Origin of the sequence: Arenibacter flavimaris, assembly GCF_030291335.1 — a bacterium.
GTDB lineage: Bacteria > Bacteroidota > Bacteroidia > Flavobacteriales > Flavobacteriaceae > Arenibacter.
Genome location: NZ_JASWIM010000005.1, coordinates 23,046 through 42,072 on the forward strand (window position 1 = coordinate 23,046; position 19,027 = coordinate 42,072).

At 40.6% G+C, this 19,027-nt stretch carries 12 protein-coding genes; 2 read left to right on the top strand and 10 right to left on the bottom strand.

Going from position 1 to position 19,027, the window contains the following annotated elements; all coding sequences use genetic code 11:
* Positions 1 to 351: 351 nt before the first annotated feature.
* The 4 genes from scpA to udk all read right to left on the bottom strand — a co-directional run bounded on the left by scpA (position 352) and on the right by udk (position 4,927).
* Positions 352 to 2,526, bottom strand: a complete 2,175-nt coding sequence (gene scpA / locus QSE00_RS05975) for a methylmalonyl-CoA mutase (protein ID WP_286105280.1) — start codon at positions 2,524 to 2,526, stop codon at positions 352 to 354.
* Between the two features lie 78 nt (positions 2,527 to 2,604).
* Positions 2,605 to 3,987, bottom strand: coding sequence for a methylmalonyl-CoA mutase subunit beta (locus tag QSE00_RS05980; RefSeq protein ID WP_286105281.1), 1,383 nt, complete (start codon positions 3,985 to 3,987; stop codon positions 2,605 to 2,607).
* Positions 3,980 to 4,312: an FtsB family cell division protein gene (locus tag QSE00_RS05985; protein WP_286105282.1), complete on the bottom strand. Its 333-nt coding sequence runs from the start codon at positions 4,310 to 4,312 to the stop codon at positions 3,980 to 3,982. The genes QSE00_RS05980 and QSE00_RS05985 overlap by 8 nt, the downstream gene beginning before the upstream one ends.
* A 6-nt stretch (positions 4,313 to 4,318) precedes the next feature.
* Positions 4,319 to 4,927, bottom strand: a complete 609-nt coding sequence (udk, locus tag QSE00_RS05990) for a uridine kinase (protein WP_110355773.1) — start codon at positions 4,925 to 4,927, stop codon at positions 4,319 to 4,321.
* Between the two features lie 370 nt (positions 4,928 to 5,297).
* On the opposite strand from udk, the gene QSE00_RS05995 reads away from it, so the two are divergent.
* Together QSE00_RS05995 and QSE00_RS06000 are read left to right on the top strand one after the other, a co-directional pair.
* On the top strand, positions 5,298 to 6,239 hold the full coding sequence (locus QSE00_RS05995; RefSeq protein ID WP_110355774.1) for a serine hydrolase: 942 nt from the start codon (positions 5,298 to 5,300) through the stop codon (positions 6,237 to 6,239).
* A 126-nt stretch (positions 6,240 to 6,365) separates the two neighbouring features.
* Positions 6,366 to 9,206 carry an Npt1/Npt2 family nucleotide transporter gene (locus QSE00_RS06000; RefSeq protein WP_286105283.1) on the top strand — a complete coding sequence of 947 codons (2,841 nt, stop codon included), beginning with the start codon at positions 6,366 to 6,368 and terminating at the stop codon, positions 9,204 to 9,206.
* A 4-nt stretch (positions 9,207 to 9,210) separates the two neighbouring features.
* On the opposite strand, the gene QSE00_RS06005 is transcribed toward QSE00_RS06000, so the two are convergent.
* The 6 genes from QSE00_RS06005 to QSE00_RS06030 all read right to left on the bottom strand — a co-directional run bounded on the left by QSE00_RS06005 (position 9,211) and on the right by QSE00_RS06030 (position 18,976).
* Positions 9,211 to 10,470 carry a serine hydrolase gene (locus QSE00_RS06005; protein ID WP_110355775.1) on the bottom strand — a complete coding sequence of 420 codons (1,260 nt, stop codon included), beginning with the start codon at positions 10,468 to 10,470 and terminating at the stop codon, positions 9,211 to 9,213.
* A 1-nt stretch (position 10,471) separates the two neighbouring features.
* Complete coding sequence (locus QSE00_RS06010; protein WP_286105285.1) at positions 10,472 to 13,378, bottom strand: PEP/pyruvate-binding domain-containing protein; 2,907 nt, start codon at positions 13,376 to 13,378, stop codon at positions 10,472 to 10,474.
* 202 nt (positions 13,379 to 13,580) lie between these two features.
* Positions 13,581 to 14,882, bottom strand: a complete 1,302-nt coding sequence (locus QSE00_RS06015) for a phenylacetate--CoA ligase family protein (protein WP_286105286.1) — start codon at positions 14,880 to 14,882, stop codon at positions 13,581 to 13,583.
* Positions 14,882 to 16,552 (bottom strand): C45 family autoproteolytic acyltransferase/hydolase, encoded by a 1,671-nt coding sequence (locus tag QSE00_RS06020; RefSeq protein ID WP_110355778.1) that lies wholly within the window; start codon positions 16,550 to 16,552, stop codon positions 14,882 to 14,884. The genes QSE00_RS06015 and QSE00_RS06020 overlap by 1 nt, the downstream gene beginning before the upstream one ends.
* Before the next feature lie 14 nt (positions 16,553 to 16,566).
* The gene (locus QSE00_RS06025; protein ID WP_110355779.1) at positions 16,567 to 17,439 is read right to left on the bottom strand and encodes a cupin-like domain-containing protein; all 873 of its coding nucleotides are present in this window, start codon (positions 17,437 to 17,439) and stop codon (positions 16,567 to 16,569) included.
* Between the two features lies 1 nt (position 17,440).
* Positions 17,441 to 18,976, bottom strand: a complete 1,536-nt coding sequence (locus QSE00_RS06030) for a phytoene desaturase family protein (RefSeq protein ID WP_286105287.1) — start codon at positions 18,974 to 18,976, stop codon at positions 17,441 to 17,443.
* Positions 18,977 to 19,027 lie beyond the last annotated feature (51 nt).

The following is a 19,027-nucleotide window of genomic DNA, read 5'->3' on the forward strand; positions in this document are numbered from 1 at the left end:
ATAGTAAGTTAGGGGGTAAAAATACGATTATTTAAGTTGTTATAAAATGTAATTTGTTAACACTGGGTGAATAACTGTAGTCTTTGGAGTTAAAGTACGTTAAAGTTGTATGGTATTTGTAGTCAGTTAATTACAGGTTTATTGTTTTTTTTGGAATCACTTATACACAATTTATTAAATGGGACACAATTATTAATAGGTACAAGCCTCAATGTAGGGAAATTGTGGCAGCAGGTACCAAATAGGAGGGGTCATTGTCCAAATATCTGCCACTTAAGCTTATTCCCTGATTTTGATCCAAGGCCGGTATACCAGTTTTAAGCCATTTCGTCCGGTATTGGGCCTAAGGTATTATATGCTTAGAATTTTCAAAATTTCGATGGCCGTATCGCTTATTTTTGTTCCGGGACCAAAAATGGCAGCGGCACCTGCTTCCAATAAAAAGTCGTAATCCTGTTTAGGTATAACCCCGCCCACAATTACCATAATATCTTCGCGCCCATAGGATTTCAATTCCTGGAGTACCTGTGGTACCAGGGTCTTATGTCCACCTGCTAAGGACGAGATCCCTAGAACATGTACGTCGTTTTCCACGGCTTGTTTTGCCGCTTCCGCAGGTGTCTGGAACAAAGGGCCAATGTCCACATCAAAACCTAGATCTGCATATCCGGTTGCCACAACTTTGGCACCACGGTCGTGACCATCCTGCCCCATTTTGGCAATCATTATCCTAGGTCTACGGCCTTCCTGCTCGGCAAAACTGTCGGCCATTTGCCTAGCTTTGTCAAAGCTGTTATCCCCTTTTATTTCTTTTGAATACACTCCGGTAAACGAATTTATAATGGCCTTATGTCTTCCAAAGGCGTTTTCCAAAGCTGTGCTGATCTCGCCCAACGTAGCTCTTGCCCTGGCTGCCTTTATTGCTAAAGCTAATAAATTTTCTTCTTCTACGGTATTTATGTTGGCTGTTTTGGCAGAATTCGGTTTCATCCTTTCCTTTGCAACTTTGGTAAGTGCCAAAAGCAATTGTTGAACTTCCAGCTCATTTCTATTTGCCCTTACCCTTTGTAATCGTGCCAATTGCTGTTTTCTGACCTCGGCATTATCCACTTCCAATATTTGCAGATTATTCTCCGTTTTTGATGGGTATTTGTTAATGCCAACAATTATATCTTTGCCACCATCTATACGGGCCTGTTTTTTTGCGGCTGCCTCTTCGATCCTCATTTTGGGGATTCCCGCGTCGATTGCCCTGGTCATTCCCCCTAATTCTTCCACTTCATTTATGAGGGCCCACGCCTTTTGAACGATTTCTTCGGTTAATTTTTCCACATAATAACTACCGGCCCAAGGGTCTACAGTTTTGGTGATTTCGGTCTCTTTTTGCAAATATAATTGGGTGTTCCTGGCAATACGTGCGGAAAAATCCGTGGGAAGGGCTATGGCTTCGTCCAAGGCATTGGTATGTAGACTCTGGGTGCCACCAAAAACCGCTGCGGCCGCCTCTATGGTTGTTCTGGTAATATTGTTGAACGGATCCTGTTCGGTAAGGCTCCATCCGCTGGTTTGACAATGGGTCCTTAGGGTAAGGGATTTCTCATTTTTTGGGTTAAACTGTTTTACCAATTTCGCCCAGAGCATTCTTCCGGCCCTCATTTTGGCGATTTCCATAAAATGATTCATCCCTATTCCCCAAAAGAAGGATAATCTTGGAGCAAAATCATCTATTTTCAACCCCGCCTTTAATCCGGTTCTAATGTATTCCAGTCCATCGGCCAAGGTATAGGCCAGTTCTATATCTGCCGTGGCCCCGGCTTCGTGCATGTGATAACCGGATATACTAATGCTATTGAATTGGGGCATGAACCTACTGGAATATTCAAAAATATCGGCAACGATCTGCATTGATGGGGCAGGGGGGTAGATGTAAGTGTTCCTTACCATAAATTCCTTAAGAATATCGTTCTGTATAGTTCCCGAAAGATCCTTTGGTGAAACTCCCTGTTCCTCTGCAGCTACGATATAAAAAGCCATTATGGGCAACACTGCTCCGTTCATCGTCATGGAAACCGACATCTCATCCAATGGGATATCTTGGAACAAAATTTTCATGTCCTCCACAGAATCAATGGCTACACCGGCTTTGCCCACATCGCCTACCACCCTAGGGTGATCACTGTCATATCCTCTATGGGTTGGTAGATCAAAAGCAACGGAAAGTCCTTTTTGTCCTGCCTTGAGATTTCGTCTGTAAAATGCGTTGCTTTCCTCCGCTGTCGAGAATCCGGCATACTGCCTTATAGTCCAAGGTCTACTAACGTACATGGTGGTATAGGGTCCACGCAGAAAAGGAGGAATGCCTGCGGCAAAATTTAAATGCTCAGTACCCTCAATATCTTCCTTGGTATAGTTTTTTTTCAGTATTATTCCTTCAGCGGTCCCATATGGCAAAACAGGGTCCTGAACCGGAATGTTCTTTTCCGGAACGGACTTCGGTTGAATATGTTGAAGGTTTTTTCTTGCCATGGTTATTTTATGTCTTATTCTGATCTATACTTGTCCGTTGGGAAATAAAATACTTTTTGAAATCGTCGCAAGGAGCACTTATTCGGTTTTCAATCGCTGCTGTTCCCATTCTTCGGACAATCTTTTTTCAATTATGGGTTCAATCAAGGTTTTGCGGGTATGGGTTTTAACAAAGGGATATAATTCCAAGCTATCCTTCATTTTATCCGATCTGGAGGCATGTCTATTGGTGCCTACGAGAATTTTATCACCTTTCATAAAACTGTCCTGTTCCTTGGAGGCGCTTTCCTTTATTTTTTTTTGAATGTGATGAGCCTTCAATTGCACAAGAAATCCACCACCCGCTTCAATTTGTTTAAATAGATCCAATGCTTTGGAGGAAAGTTGATGTGTAATGGACTCTATGTAATAGGCTCCATCGGCCGCATTGTCCACCTTGTCAAAATAACTTTCATTTTTTAAGATCAACAGTTGATTTCTGGCCATACGCTCCCCAAATTCATTGTCCTTATGATATATAGAGTCATATGTCATATTCAATATCGTATCTGCTCCCCCTAAAATAGCCGACATACATTCTGTTGCCGTGCGAAGCATATTGGTATTGTAATCGTACAAGGTTTTATTTCTCAGAGTGGGTGTGGCAATAATATGGCAATGCTCCAAAGCTCCATATTCCCTGGCAAGCGTCCCGAACAAAATTCGTAAGGCTCTCAGCTTTGCTATTTCAAAAAAATAGTTGCTCCCAACCGCCACCTTAAAGGTTGTTACAGTATTTTTTAACTTGTCCTTGTGGTGGTTGTTTAAATGGTTCAGGTATTCATTGGCATGCGCAAGGGCATAGGCCAATTGTTGAACCAGATCGGCTCCGGCATTAGCGTAGAGTGCCATATCCACTCCCAAGGTTTGTTCATGATTTAAATTTAGAATTTCACCTAATATTTTATGATCTTGATCAAGGTTGTAATGCCAGTTGCCATTTCTGGCCAGATGACCAACAATATCGATGTTGGTAAAGACTTTTTGAAGATGGTTTTCTGTGACTGTCAAAAGCGATTGCACGTATTGGACGGACAGAAATTGTAGATCAAAATGGATAATTGTTTGGCCAAGATCTATTTCATTAAGCAGTTGATGAATATTTATTTCTGAGGAAGGAATGGTAAAACAGATACATTCTGCCCCTCTCGTTATGGCATCCAAGGCTTTTTTGTTGGCCAGTTTGGCATTCCCGGCGTATATGCCCTGTGCTGTGCTCCAGCCTTGGTTTTTTGGCTTTCCGGATAATCCTATGGCCTTTAGGTCTTCGGAGTTGTAGAAGGGCTTTACTTTAATGCCCTCGGGAGATTCCCAAACCAATTTATTGTTGTAATCCTCTCCTTGCAACTCATACTGGATCTTTTGCTTCCAAGCCTTGGAGGAAATCTCGTTAAAATCGCTAAAGAGTTCGGATTTATTCATCACCCTTGGTTTTTATACTATCCTCGTACTCAATTAAATAAATTTCTTCATTTTTCTTTTTTAGATAATACTGTTCCCTTGCAAATCTTTCCAACTCCTCTGGATCCGATAGCTTTTCGATAATTTTTTTATCCTTGGCAATTTCTTCGTGAAGAAATTCTTTCTGTTTTTCCAGATTATTAATTTGTTTTTTAAGCTCCCAATGTATGAGGAGGGAGTTGGTGTCGAAAAAAACCATCCAAACCACAAAAACCGTCAGCACCAGTACATACATATTAGTGACCACCCCAAACCATTTTTTCTTTCTTATCCCCTTTATTCCCATTGGTGTTTAGCTTAATTTTTCGTTGATAATGGTCCTTACAATGTCTACCGCCACGGTATTGTACTTGTTGTTTGGAATTATAATGTCCGCATATTCCTTGGTAGGCTCTATAAACTGATTGTGCATGGGTTTAAGGGTGTTTTGATATCGTGTTAAAACTTCATCCAAATCCCTGCCTCGCTCAGTGATATCCCTTTTTAAACGCCTAATCAATCGTTCGTCCGAATCGGCATGTACAAAAATTTTAATGTCGAACATTTCCCTGATCTGGGGATTGGTCATGATAAGGATACCTTCTACGATCATCACTTTTCTTGGATGCGTTAGAATGGTGTCGTTGGTGCGGTTGTGTTTAACAAAAGAGTAAACAGGTTGGTGAATTGGTATCCCCTGCTTTAAATCTTGTAAGTGGTTGCCCAGCAATTCAAAATCTATGGCACGGGGATGGTCAAAATTTACCTGTGAACGCTCGTCATATGATAAATGGGACAGATCACAATAATAGGAATCTTGGGAAATAACCCCAACTTCCTCAAAAGGCAACTCGTTTATTATTTGATTTACAACGGTAGTTTTTCCACAACCCGTTCCACCCGCAATACCAATAATCAACATGTTTATATAATTTGTTCCAAAAATAACAATTTGCAATCAAACCGTAATAATTAAAATGGATGCCCCTGTATTTACAAGTAATCTTTTTATGGGCATTCAGCGTAAGTATAGGAAGTAATTGGGAAGACTATAATTTTTAGGTTGGTGGGTGGATTTTTATTTCCCGGATCTTGAAATAATTTAACAGGCACAAATCAGAAAATGACAAAAATAGCGTTATATTCTTTAAGTTATTTTTTTTATTACAGCCCCAAAAAATTAACAAATTTCCAAAGCTAATTTGGAATATCTTTGATGGGGTTGGAGGGTGGTTCTTTTGTTATAACGATTCATTTTATTTGGCAATAAACAGTACTTTAGAATTTATATAATGGGTAAAATTTATTTTGAATTGCAGACACGTATATTTGGAATATTATGTGTTGTTTTTTGTTCTAGTTTGGCAATTGCGCAAAAGGACTTGCCCATTAGTATAGACGATTCCAAAATAAAGCCCTTGCCCAGTTTGGTAAATAATGAATTGCAAAAAAGTTTGGAAAAGGAGCTTATGTCCAATCCCGGCTGGAGATCTTTAATGAACAACAACAAAATGGCTGTTGGAATAGTAGACCTCTCCAATCCTGAAAATGTAAAATATGCCAGTATTAATGGTGATTATATGATGTACGCTGCCAGTTTGCCTAAAATAGCAGTACTCTTATCCTCAATGGATGCCATTGAAAAAGGGGAACTTAAGGAAACTCCGGAAATTAGGAAGGATATGCGTTCTATGATTAGCAAATCCAACAATGAGGCAACTACGCGAATGATAGATCGTTTGGGATATGACAAAATACAGTCCGTTATGACCGATCCAAAATATATGTTCTATGATGAGAGTCGGGGCGGTGGATTATGGGTCGGGAAACGATATGGAAGTGGTGGGGATACCAATAGGGAGCCCCTAAAGAATTTGTCGCATGCCGCCACAGTAGACCAAGTGTGTAGGTATTATTATCTCTTGGCCAATGGTAAATTGGTAAATAAGGGCCGATCCAAGCAGATGTTGGATATTATGGGAGATCCCGAACTACATCATAAATTCGTAAATACCTTGGACAATATCGCTCCCGATGCCAGATTGTACAGAAAGTCGGGCTCTTGGAGAACCTTTCATTCCGATTCCATTTTAGTTTGGGGAAATAATCCCAATCGCCGCTACATTTTGGTAGCTTTGATAGATGATGCGGGAGGTGAGCAAATTATTCGGGACTTGGTAAGACCAATAGAAAAGGTGCTAAAGGCAGAGCGGGTGCATTTTGCCGTTAACTAATTCTATTGAGAAGATTTCCTTTTGTTTATTCGTTAAATGTCTGCCAATAAAGTAATTTTGGCCCTAATCTTTTATGGATCGGTTTTGGATAGGAGTGCTTTTGGATACCATTAAAATGCATAAAACTTGAACTACCTAATTTCATTTGTTAGAACCGTTAAAACCTATCTTTTAAGGGCTTTTGATTTAAAAGAGGAGGAACTGACCAAAACGCTTCTGCTTCAATTAAATATATTCCTCATTATTACGGTTTTATTGATAGTAAAACCAACCATAAATTCCCTTTTTCTTTCTGAACTCTCTTCGGAAGCATTGCCTTTGGGCTATGTTTTAACAGCAATAATGGCGGTTGTGGGCTCTTTTTTTTACGATAGGGCCCTGGAAAAGTATCCATTGAATATTATAGTGGACCGCACTTTATTGGGCTCCGTTATTTCTTTGGTAATATTTGGGGTGGCCTTGAATTTTAATCTGGGTTACGGTCTGGCATTGTATATACCTTATATCTGGGTGGCCATTTTTGGACTGTTGACAGCTTCCCAGTTTTGGGTAATGGCCAATCTGGTTTATAATGTTAGGGAAGCCAAGCGCGTATTTGGCTTTATTGGTGCCGGAGCTATTGCCGGTGGAATATTTGGGGGATACCTCACTTCTTTGTTGACCAATATCCTTTATACGGAGGATTTATTGTTTGTTGCCGCCGTTTTGTTGATGTGCTGTTTGCCCATTACCCGTTATATCTGGAAAAATGAAGTACTGAAACTCAACCCTTTCCAAGTATCGAATCGTTCCAATCCCAAATCCGAGTCCCCTTTTAGACTTATCAAGCAATCCAAATTACTTAGCTTAATTGCAGTAGTTATCGGAATAAGCGTTTTAGTGGCCAAATTGGTAGATTACCAGTATAGCGATTACGCCTCCAGGTTTATTAAAGATCAGGATGAGTTAACATCTTTTTTCGGATTTTGGTTTTCTACCTTGAGCGTTATCTCCCTTTTGATACAGCTGTTCCTCACCAAGCGTATAGTAGGAACTTTTGGTGTGGGCAAATCCTTGCTTTGGCTGCCTTCGGGAATATTGTTGGGCTCTTTTTTGTTATTGGTAGTGCCACAACTTTGGGTAGTGGTATTTATAAAAATTGTGGACGGAAGTTTAAAACAGTCTGTAAATAAGGCAGCCACGGAATTACTATCCATACCCATACCCATAGAAATTAAAAAAAAGACCAAAACATTTACGGATGTGGTTGTAGATAGCATAGCTACCGGGATGGCCGGGTTTATTCTAATCTTTTTTATAAATGGTCTGGAAATATCATCTACCTACATTAGTATAATAATAATAGGGCTAATTCTAATCTGGTTATATTTTATATATCATTTGAGGAATGAATATATAATTTCTTTTAAGAGCTTGCTGGATTATAATCCGTCGAAAAAAGAGAAGGTTGGCAAATCGGAAATAAAGATCACATCCATTATAGATACGGTAATCCGGGTATTTGAAACGGGGAACGAAAACCAGATATTGCACATGTTGCATAAAACACTGGAAGTAAAGGATGAACGTTTCTTTATGGCAATCAAAAATCTGTTGGGGCACCCATCTGCCAAGGTGAGGGCTTTGGCTATTGAAAATCTTTATTTTTTGAACAAGGAAAATTTATGTTCTACAGTAGAGCCCATGATCTATGATATGGATCAACAAGTGACCACCGCTGCCTTTCGGTATTTATTGAAGCGCTATCAACAAAACCCCGTGGAACTTTTGGACAAATACCTATCGGTGGAGGACAATACCATTGCCAATGCGGCCCTAATTGGCTTGTCCATGGAATTGCGCAATAATAGGGTGATGCAGGACCGATTTGGTTTGGAACAAAGAATTGAAAATACTCTAGCCCAGTTATCGCCGAACTATACCGATCAGGAAAATATCCATAAGATATTGGCCATTTTGGAAACCATTGGAAATGCCAAGGTAGAAAGTTGCTACCCTGTAATAAGGGAACATCTATATTCCGATAATGTTCTGATCGCAAATACTGCGATTTTAGCGGCATCAAAAACACTGGACAAAGAGTTTATAGAACCAATAGTTTCCAGGTTATCGGGCAAGGAAACCAGGAAATCGGCAATGGAGGCCCTTTACTATTATGGAGAGCCCATTATGGATATTTTGTTTGAGGGCTTGAGAAAGGAAAGCATAGACCCTGACGATAGTGCCTATGTGGTTATGGTTATTGGAAAGTTTAATTCTCAAAAGGCCATCAATACCTTGATGAAACTTACTGGGGATATGGAACACACAGTGAAAATAGAAGCTATTGAAGCCTTAAAACACTTAAAGTGGAAATATCCCCACCTTCAAATTAGGGATCGGTTTATTGTAGATAAGATCTTGGACGAGTGCCATCTGTATCAAAGTACCCTGTCCGTGATCCATACCCAAATAGTATTGCAGTACAAGAAGAACCCTGAAAAAATGGAGACCAAGGAAGAAAATGAAGCCAGAAATGGCCTTATCCATTTATTGGAACTGAGATTGGACAGGCAATTAAAACGAATTTTTCAATTCTTGGGGGTAAAATACCCGCCACAGGATGTAGACCCCATTTTAAATGCCATTTTAAAAGGTCAGGAGGAGCAACGTTTACATGCCATTGAGTTTTTGGACAATATTCTGGATATTCAGCTAAAAAAGGAATTGATTCCTGTTGCGGAATCCATTTTTCAAGTGGGGGTCATTTCGGAAGAAAATCTAAAAAATCTGAATGTTAAGGTACTTAGCGAATCAGAAAGCTATTTGGCCCTATTGAAACGAAAGGATATTAAACTTAAACTGGCGGTACTTTACTTGATTGAAAAAACCAAGGACCCTAAATTTACACCCCTTTTGGAAATGGTTTTGGCGGATCCCAATGAAAAGGCACGAAAAAAGGCGGCCGAAATCCTGGGTAACCATTAAAAAATTAGCGTCTAATAATTTTGTCGACGCTACTGGCCAAGGTCATGTGGTCCGTTGCGGAATTCTTGCGCAAGACGTTGGTCATAAGCACTACCATATATTTGCAATTGTCAGGATGTTCTACAATGGCCACGGAATTCATATAGTTGGTTACGTTGCCCATATATTTTCCACAGCTTTCGCCTGTACTTCTATCACATTTATAGAGACTGCCCGATTTAAAATAGACGGCAGCAGGCTTTAGGGCTGTGGATTGTGCATATCTGATCCTTCGGTCCGTCATATACATAAGTCGTTTCATTTCCAGGCTCGATTCCTGGTCCACCACCTTGCCTTGCTCCATCTGTATCAAGAATTTCATCAATCCCACAGGAGAACCAATACTGCCCCCTTTATCGCCTACATAGCGGTTGGGGCCTGAAGTAAAAAAGCTCCCTAAACGCCATTCGTTTGTTGTTATTCCCAGTTCCCGTAGGGGCAGGTTTACCACGTCATTGGCCAAATCTGTCAATTCCTTTTTTGGGGTTGTGGTGAAGTAGGTATCCGCTTCTTCCTGGGTCAAGGTGGGGTACGATTCTCCGAAGGCGGCCATCAATAAGGCTTCCCGCCATACAATGCTCGCTGCCCCGTTGTTACTAACGGATAACATGTGGTCTGCCCATTCAAACAATGTAAAAACATCACTGGCTATGACTTGCCTTTTCACTAGCTTATTGGTTTCTACATTAAAAATAGGAACGGTATGTTCATCCGTTAGTCCCCAAACGCCCGATTTCACTGATTTGGAACGCAAAAGCTCCAGTCGCTTTTCAAAGGAATCCGGATATATATTTTTCAATTGGGTGAACAAAGCTACCATTACGGCCAGTTTGCCAACACTGCCCGGTTGATAGCCGGAAGTTTCGTTTCGCTTGGCATATCTAATACTGTCAATATCAGAAATATCCAATACGGTAATGGAATAACTCTTGTCCAACCCCCTAAAAAGCGCATTGATATCCTTTTGGAATTGCTCATCTACGTTTAGGAAGGTGGCTGTACTGTCCTCCTTTTTTGATATTAGGTTCAATTCAATATCCATGTAGGACTTTTGGGCCCCTGGAGGGATAACAGTGGTCGATTTAATCTCTCCACTTTTAACAAGCTCTATATACTTCAACCGTTTGATTCCAGTATGTAAATACCCATCAATGGGGTAGTAGCTCATGGTGGTAAAGGCCGAACATATCAGCAATAAAACAATATATTTAATATTCTTTTGCATCCTATATTTTTTTAGAAAGGGGAATGTTTTTGTCCAAATCGATTTTTGGCGTAATAGATTCCAAATAATCGGAGCTTAACGCTTTTTTATTTTCTACAAAAGGGCGTATTTGAAACAGCCACAACTTATTGTTCTGGAATCCCAATTCCACGTCATAGGCCCCTGTATAATCCGATTGGGTTGCAGTGGGCATAGTTTCGCGAATGGTTTTGGCCAATGCACTTATTTCCTCCATATTTTTTTGGTTGAGGATGAAATTCTCAAAGGTGGACATTTTTTTCTCCGTTCCTCCGGTTGCGGGAAGGCGATTATGGTACATTTCCCTGGCGGGTGCCAAAAGTTGGGCGCCACCGGTATCCTTGATCAGATAAGTTTCTGCCGATTGGCCATCTACAGCACCCCCTGCCCCCCTGCTAAAGGCTATGGTAAGATCATCAGGATTACCGGAACTTATGCCCTTGGTGATCAATACTCCGGAATAGTCCACATCCACACTGGGAATTATTAAAATGGAGGGGAAAACATTTTCCGGATTTAGGAGGTATTTCTGGCGCCATTTAAAACTGCGTTCAGAGTAGGGGGATGCCCATACATCCTTAATTCCAGATATAATTTTTTCCTTGGCCGCTACGTTGAAAATGGTAAGGTTTAATCCAGCACCGGTAAAATTCTTCAAATCCTCCATGTTGGTGTCACTTCTCAGGAAAACTGGAATTTCCCCCATCTCCTTACCCAATACCTCTTTGAACCCATTTTCCAAGAGGGCAATGAATTGGGGTTTCATGGGCATTTTTTTAATGGCCTCCCTCAAGATTTCCAATTGCCGTAATTGATAGCTTTCAACCTCTCCTTCAGATTTGCCTTCGGCCCTCATTTTTTCGGCCTGCTTAAAGGTGGAGTTTAAAAATTCCCAATAGCTGGCTTGCGCACCGGGCATGGTTTGGTCCATATGGTCCCTAAAGATTCCGAAGGGAATCACCAGACCTTCGACTACCATTTCCGGGAACATTTTTTTTAACTGTCCCAAGTTGGCCGCTTTTGGACCGCAAAGTTTACCGGAATCGTCTGCGTCCACTGCCCTAAGGTTTAATATGGCATTTTGGTCCAGGCGTATATTCTCAATGGGTACTTTAATTCTTTCTTCTTTGCGCTCTATTTTAATGAACAAATGGCGTTCCTCCTCGGACATGTCCTTTTCCAACTTCATAATAATGTTGCCCTTGTTGGATACCGCATAAAACACTTTTTCTCCGTTGTATTTTTTAAGATCTTTAAGGTTCTCATCGCCCAGGGCGGCATTGGGAATACCCATATTCCGAGCCAGCAATTGCACATGGGATACCATGTTTCCTTCGGATACGGTAGCAATACCAGCTACCGGTTTAAGATCGGAAGGTGGTCTTTGAAAAATATAAATCTTGTCCGAGGATACTTCTATTTCATCTGGGGAACCACCTACTACTACCAATTCACCAAGGGCATAACCAGGGTTTAGGCCCCGTAGGCCACTTTGGTTGTCTATGTCCATGACCTTATTGGTCAAAGCGGATTCCTGGGCGATGAGATCGCCCAATTCTCCTACAGTCTGACCTAAATGTAGGGCAATGGAACCTCTAATTCTATCATCTATAAAACCATATGTCTTAGGTTCAAAACCGGTATAAATATCCACGATATCCTGATAATTGGCCTTTACCATGGAAGAGCTCCATTCCACTTCCCTACGTGCATTTTCCAATACTGTGGTTAGTTGCCCAAGGGACATGGTACTGCTGCCGGATCCTTTTAGCGATAAATTGAGTTGTTCCCATTCTGCCAGTTCTATATAACCTGCACCGGCATTCGCCATTCCCAAATAACAAACCTTGTCCAATAAACCGTTTAGATCTTGTGGCTGCCACTGGGGAGAATTTTTAAATATTACTTCTTCCAACTTCAGGGAGGCGTCCAATAACTGGAGGCGGGCCGATGCATTTTCTTCTTTTAAGATGGCCTGTCTTATATTTAAAAGCAATTCGGCCGTAGCGGGAATAAGCTCTGCAGCATTTGTTTCTCCACTATAACTACGGGTAAAATCTTTGATGGAAGCCCCGATAGGGCTGTCTTTAACAAGGGGAGTATTTTTCTGAATTTGCGCAATATCTACAGGTTTGTAGAAACTGGCCATGGCAGACACCAGAGCATCTATTTTTGTTTTAACCCCATTGGTTAGTTTATGGCTGTTTTTAGATCTAAAGTCCTTTACTTTATTAATATCCCCGGCATCTGGCCGACTATGGATTTTGACCCTTAAATCCATGAATTCAGGGATTAAATCCGATATTACTTTGGAATCGCTCCTTATTTTTTGGGCCAGATTGTCATCGCCATTATGTGGAATATCCTTTAATGATTGTCGAACGAGATAAAAATGTTTGATTAAATTCTCGGTGTTGGACAACAGCCAATTGTAAAAATCCAAACCCCAGGCCTCTTCGTCCTCTGCCTGTGTAGCCCCACGATAGTACTGCCCCCTTTCAAGGATCCAGCCATTGTCAACGGTTCTTAAATACTTGTCCAATTGGTACTGCTTAAGGCGGGAATGATTATTTTCTGCGTCCCATAATTCCTCTTTGGAAGTGTAGGATAAAATTTGACCTAAAAAAAGGTGGTTGCTCTTTCCTAAGTCGATAACCGAGCTTTTATAGGTGGCGTGTTGTACTCCAGGTCCAATATTATCGGGACAAGGGTCTTTGGGTTGGCGTATGCTCCCATCTGTACAGAACCAACGAATTTCTTTGTAAGGTCCGCGGATATCCTTTTTGTAGGAATTGATCAAATCCTTTATTTCCTCATTGCCCAGTTTTTGACCCGGACTTAGCAGTGGAAAACAAAAAAGAAGGATATATATAAATGTATGTTTTTTCATAGCGTTGTAATGGCAGTTCCAAAGTGTATTCAAATGTAATACCAATTTTAATGCAAATATAGATTTAAGCCGAGTTTCCCTGGCCTAATCAATAAAACCATGCCAAAAGGGGAGGAATGGTCATGGTGTAAAGTCGGTAAAGCTATAGAATATAAGAAATTGAAGGAAGGTTTACAAATTACGTCATTGTGGTTTCTATGCCCTAAGCATCAGCTTTCAACCGATGGTCTATTACAATAACGGGTTTTCTGCTCATTTTGGGAAATCGCAATTCCTGAAGGGTTTTAAAATCGTGGAATTCAATTTTTGGGAGTACCCTTAGTTTTGCCCTGAAGTGATCCTTGATGGTCTGTAATGCATCATTGGTAGGATTGGCGGTAGCTATTTTAATACAAATTTCATCGGTACCTATGTCGTTATGGTCTATTTCGATAACAAAGGCGTCTATATCATTAAAAGAATTAAGTACGTTGTACATGGCCGGAGGATAGAGTGTAGTACCCTTGTATTTTATCATTTGTTTTTTCCTACCTATCACTGGGCCTAAGCGTGGTGTATTTCTCCCACAGGAACATTTGGAGGTGTGGGCTTGTACGATATCGCCGGTTTTAAATCTGAGTAAGGGCATGCCTTCAACCCCTAGGGTAGTAATGGTGAGCTCCCCTGGCATTCCTTCACCAACCTGTTTACCGTCATCGTCCAGAATTTCAATAATGATCAATTCCGGGTGATGATGTCCGCCTTGCCTTGCCTTGCATTCGGTAAAGGCCGTACTCATTTCTGTGGATGCGTAGGTGGAATATAGGGGAATATTCCAATCTTTCTTTATTTTGGCAGCGAGGGTGTTCAATGAAAAATCTTCGTTGCGCAATGATTCCCCGATACATATGGCTCCTTTTAATCCAACCTGGTTGGGGTCTATTCCGTGCTGATGGGCATATTCTATGAGTTTCAATAAAAAAGACGGGACCACAATTAGGTAGGTTGGTTTAAATTTAAGAATGGAATCCCATTGAAGCTCAGGTATTCCTGCGCCTACCCTGATAATTCCTGCCCCCAGTTTTCGGACTCCCAAAAAATACGCCAACCCTGCCATAAACCTTCTATCCATGGTTGTCGTTAATTGCAGAATATCGTCTGAGGTAACACCGGCACAGTCAAAAGAGATGGCCTCGTTATAGGCCAAACGATTAAGGTCATTGTCCGTAAGGGCAAAGGTTACAGGTTCTCCCAAGGTACCTGATGTAGTTACGTAGTCTATTATCTTGTGTCTATCCACACATAGGAAATCATCATTGTATTGTTGTAGATCTTCTTTGGAGGTTGTGGGCAGTTTGGCTAGGTCGGCCAACGTTTTTATATCGCTGGCCTGTAGATTGTTTTCCTTAAAAATTCTTTTATAATAGGCAGAGTTTTGGGTAATATAGTTGATAAGCTCCCTTAAACGCTGTTCTTGTAAATGTTGTATTGCCTCTGCCGATGCTTTTTCAATTTCAGGGATCATTATTGTAGTTTACGTTTTAATCTTCGAATATACGAATGTACCAAAGCTTTCTCGGGAACTGTGGTAATTTCTTTTGTGCTTGCTTCCAAAAAGTCGTTGAGGGCTGCCCTATAGTATTTTTTATTGTAATTATAGAGGCCCACCCAATAGTGTGTTTCCCAAAATTCAGGATTCAATCTTTTGAATTCCTCAAGAAATTTAGGAGGCAAATGTTTTTTGTCTTTGACCGCTTGTTTTATTTGATCAATTTCTATGCGATACTTTTCATAGTTTTGATAAGCTTGGGTATACAGAAAACTATCCTTTTCAATGTTTTTGCCAGGGATGGAAAGCGCTGATCCTTTTCTGTTGTTTAAACTGTCCTTAAAAACTTTGTTGAGGTCATAGGCCACAAATTCGCCTAATTGGTAGGGATTTGAAGAGACCCAGACCAATCGCTGCTCTGGCTTAAAAACAATTCCATGATGGGCCAATAATTGGTTTAACGCCTTTTCATTGCCGTACCCAATATCGTTGTCCCTAAGGCCTTGCTTATTTCTAAGGATGTCCACCGCAATTGTTGGGGTTATTTTTTTATGGTTTCCCAAAAGTTCTTCCATACGTTCATATCTGTATTTGGAATGACTTTCAAAAATGTGTTTTTGGTTGTTTTTGTCTTCGGCATAGGCATCACTCTGAAAGTGGTTGGAGCATATCAATTCGTTGGAATTGGGAACTTCATAAACCCCAAAATTATGGGGAGAGACTTCGATTATCATCGCCTTTTTATCCCGGGCACTGCCCACGAGAATGGATTCGGATACAAAAACCTGTCGTTTTTTAGCGATGCTTATAGCTTCCTCCAAAGTAGCGGCATATTGTAATATTTCTCGGGTAAGGATGCTGATAGGCGTCTTTGCAACCAAGGGAATTTTGGATTTTCCCGCATTGATGGTAACCGTTAGTCCGTGCTCGTTCATCCCCGAGACCACTCCTGTCATACCAGCCCAGGTAACGGACATAAATTTGTGGCCTTCGGTGGGATCTTGGAAGGAAATTATTTTGTTTTTAGCAAAATCGTCCCCAGCGTAAAAGTCAAAATTGCGACCAAGGATTAAACTTCCGTCTTCGGATTTATTGCCCCAGACGGCAAAGGAAGAACAACCAACAAGGGCCAAATCTTGAAGGGCATGCCCTATATCATGGGCACCGTGAAGGTAAAGCACCCTAGAATAGGGATCTGCTATGTCGTTAAAGTTTGGGGAGGCATATCTGGATAGTCCCCAAATTTCTGCTTTAATTTCCTCGGGAATGTTCTTGTACATTTTTCTATTGTACCATGCCAAGAATTTTCTCAGGAAGTACCTTTTTGTTTTGGAGGGCACCAGTTCCTCTACCTTGGATAAAAATATGGCTTCCTGTTGCTGAAATAGCTCTTTAGTAAGCGCTCCCGTTATTAATCCCCTTTGCAAGGGATCTCCGGAGACATAAAGCTCCCAAAGTCCTTGCTTGTTTTTAAACAGGGAGTTATTGGAATAAACATAGGAAGTATCCGAAGTTTTTGTTATTTCAGGAATTTGACTGTTGTAGTTACTTAAATCAGGTCTATCCTTCAGGGATTTTGAAATCCCACAAGAACTAAAAAGTCCAAGAATAACAGCAATACAAACAATCCATTTTATCCGGTACATCCTAATTCCCTGATTTATTCTTTTCCAAACCTATTATTGGTTTTTATCAGCATCCTTTTCTCTTTATAGTCTACCCACTTTTGGCCCCAAATTTTTCTCATTGTATTTTCAAACGGTCTCATAAAAAATAAATTTCCAAACATTTTGGACAACAATAAAGGGTTTTTGGGCAAGGCCCTTAAGGTAATGGAAAATCCGCCATCGAGGTATTTAATGTAGTGCCAGTAACCACTGGGCATATAAAGGGCGTCCCCATGTTTCATTTCCACATATAGCCCTTCTGCCTTTTTTAGGGCAGGATAGCGATCAAAATCTGGATCATCCATATTTATGGATTCCAAATTATGTACGGAAAAAGGAACCTTGTACAGGTATTTTGTCTGTTCGGGTGGAAATAAAAGAATGCTTTTGTGTCCGTGAAAATGAAAATGGAGTAGGTCTGACAAATCCATGTCATAATGGGGAAGCACAGCGGAGCCTTCACCACCAAAAAACATGACCGGCAGCCGTTTAAAAAATTTTAATCCAATTTCCGGGTAACGTATATCCTTGATGAGTTCGGGCATTTTATCCAGGATATTATAGAAAAAAATACGAAGGTCCGTTGGTTTGGATTTTAGGATTTCCAGGTAGTCGTACAGTTTCATTTCCGTTACGGGGGCAGCGGAGTTTTGTTTTCCTTTGGTAGGTTCATTGTTGTACAGGGGAACCACCTGGTCTCCTGCCTTTTTCTGTATGTAATCTATATTCCATTTCTTACGGGCTGGCCAATCCGAGGTGAGGTTTTCAATTAAAACAGGGCGTTGGGTTTTGTAATATTTATTGATAAAATCCTCCTTGCTAATAGAACTGACCCTTGTTATAGGAATTGTTTTAATCTGTCCCATATTAAACTTCTTGAGCTTTATTGACTTCCAAAATTTTTTCCAATAAATAATCCTTTCCTACCAACTCCGAACAGGTAATAATTGCGCCAATGGTGACGCCCAAGATTCCGTGCATATTTAGACTTTGACCTGTAAACAATAGGTTTTTTATTTTTGTTCTGGGAGAAACAAAGGAGTGTAGCGGATTGTTTACATCCTTAACATAGCCGTACATAGATCCGTTGTGCGACCCAATGTAATCTCTATAGGATAAAGGTGTAGAGGCATAAACGGTTTGAATGCAATCTCTTAGGTTGGGGAATTTTTTTTCCAATTCCGTAATAAAAATTTTAGTTTTATAGGCCTTGAACTGTTCATAGGTCTGCCCTCTATCATTTTTGGAGGCAACGGTATTAAAGGTGTTCCGCCAGCACTCTACCTCTTTGAAATTCATATAGGTCATAGCTATTAGACTATCCCCCCAACCATCATCCTTTTTGTTGATGCCCATAGAGACCATATACCCCTCGGGCCAACTTTCCTGGGTGTAATTTTGTGCATCCCAAACGCGATCGCCATATTTAAAATGATAAAAATTTTTATTGTGGTATTTAAAGGATTTTGGTTTTAATACAATGTATACGCTAAAGGCCGAAATAACACTTTCAATGTTATTTATCCTGTTGGTGTAGGATTTTCTAAAATTTTCCAAACCAACCATTTTTAAAGTCAGTTTGGGTTCTATGTTGGAAATGAAGATATCACCGTTTATTTGCTTTCCATTTTTTATTTCCACTGAAGTGACTTCCCCATTTTCGACATTAAATTTGGAAACTTCATGATGTTTGAAGGTGTCGCCCCCCAATTTTTTTATTTGTCTAATAAGAACTTTGGTAATGTGGCTTCCTCCGTTAACACATCGGTAGGCACTCTCTATATAGGAATTTACGGAGAGGGCATGTACATAAAATGGGGAACGTTCCCCGTCACCGGCATAGAGAAAATTGGTGCCCGCGAACACGGCTTGTAATTTTTTATTGTCTGTAAGGGAATTGATATAGGTTTTGGCATTGAGCTTAAAAACGTCATCTTGTCCATAGGAGGGATTGCCCTTGTTTAAATTATATAAGGGGAACTTGGAACATGTTTCCCTTAATTTTTTACTGTAGGTCTTTATCGCCTTTTCCTCATCCGGAAATTGGGAAACCAAACTTTTTTCAAACCGATCATATCCTTGGGCGTGCCTGTACTCCTTGGGATCCCCTTCGAACGTAATGATATCAAAACCGTCTTCATCCAATTTCTTGAGCTTCAATTGGTCCATGATACCCAGATACTTAAAATATTGGTGCAGGTTTTGGCCTTCCGAAAGTCCGCCAATATAATGCACTCCAGTATCGAAGATGGTTTTGTCCCGGACAAAGGTTTGCAGGTTGCCCCCAAATTGATTGTTTTTTTCCAAGACACAGACACTATAACCTTCTTTGGCCATTATCAAGGCAGAAACCAATCCCCCTAATCCGCTCCCAACAATTACAATGTCGTAATGTGCTTTCATAAATGGTACTCTTTAGAATTTTCCAAACCAACGTTTAAAACTTGGTTCTGT

Coding starts and splice junctions, on each gene's coding strand:
- scpA (WP_286105280.1), bottom strand. CDS start 2,526: ATGGCAAGAAAAAACCTTCAACATATTCAACCGAAGTCCGTTCCGGAA.
- QSE00_RS05980 (WP_286105281.1), bottom strand. CDS start 3,987: ATGAATAAATCCGAACTCTTTAGCGATTTTAACGAGATTTCCTCCAAG.
- QSE00_RS05985 (WP_286105282.1), bottom strand. CDS start 4,312: ATGGGAATAAAGGGGATAAGAAAGAAAAAATGGTTTGGGGTGGTCACT.
- udk (WP_110355773.1), bottom strand. CDS start 4,927: ATGTTGATTATTGGTATTGCGGGTGGAACGGGTTGTGGAAAAACTACC.
- QSE00_RS05995 (WP_110355774.1), top strand. CDS start 5,298: ATGGGTAAAATTTATTTTGAATTGCAGACACGTATATTTGGAATATTA.
- QSE00_RS06005 (WP_110355775.1), bottom strand. CDS start 10,470: ATGCAAAAGAATATTAAATATATTGTTTTATTGCTGATATGTTCGGCC.
- QSE00_RS06010 (WP_286105285.1), bottom strand. CDS start 13,378: ATGAAAAAACATACATTTATATATATCCTTCTTTTTTGTTTTCCACTG.
- QSE00_RS06015 (WP_286105286.1), bottom strand. CDS start 14,882: ATGATCCCTGAAATTGAAAAAGCATCGGCAGAGGCAATACAACATTTA.
- QSE00_RS06020 (WP_110355778.1), bottom strand. CDS start 16,552: ATGTACCGGATAAAATGGATTGTTTGTATTGCTGTTATTCTTGGACTT.
- QSE00_RS06025 (WP_110355779.1), bottom strand. CDS start 17,439: ATGGGACAGATTAAAACAATTCCTATAACAAGGGTCAGTTCTATTAGC.
- QSE00_RS06030 (WP_286105287.1), bottom strand. CDS start 18,976: ATGAAAGCACATTACGACATTGTAATTGTTGGGAGCGGATTAGGGGGA.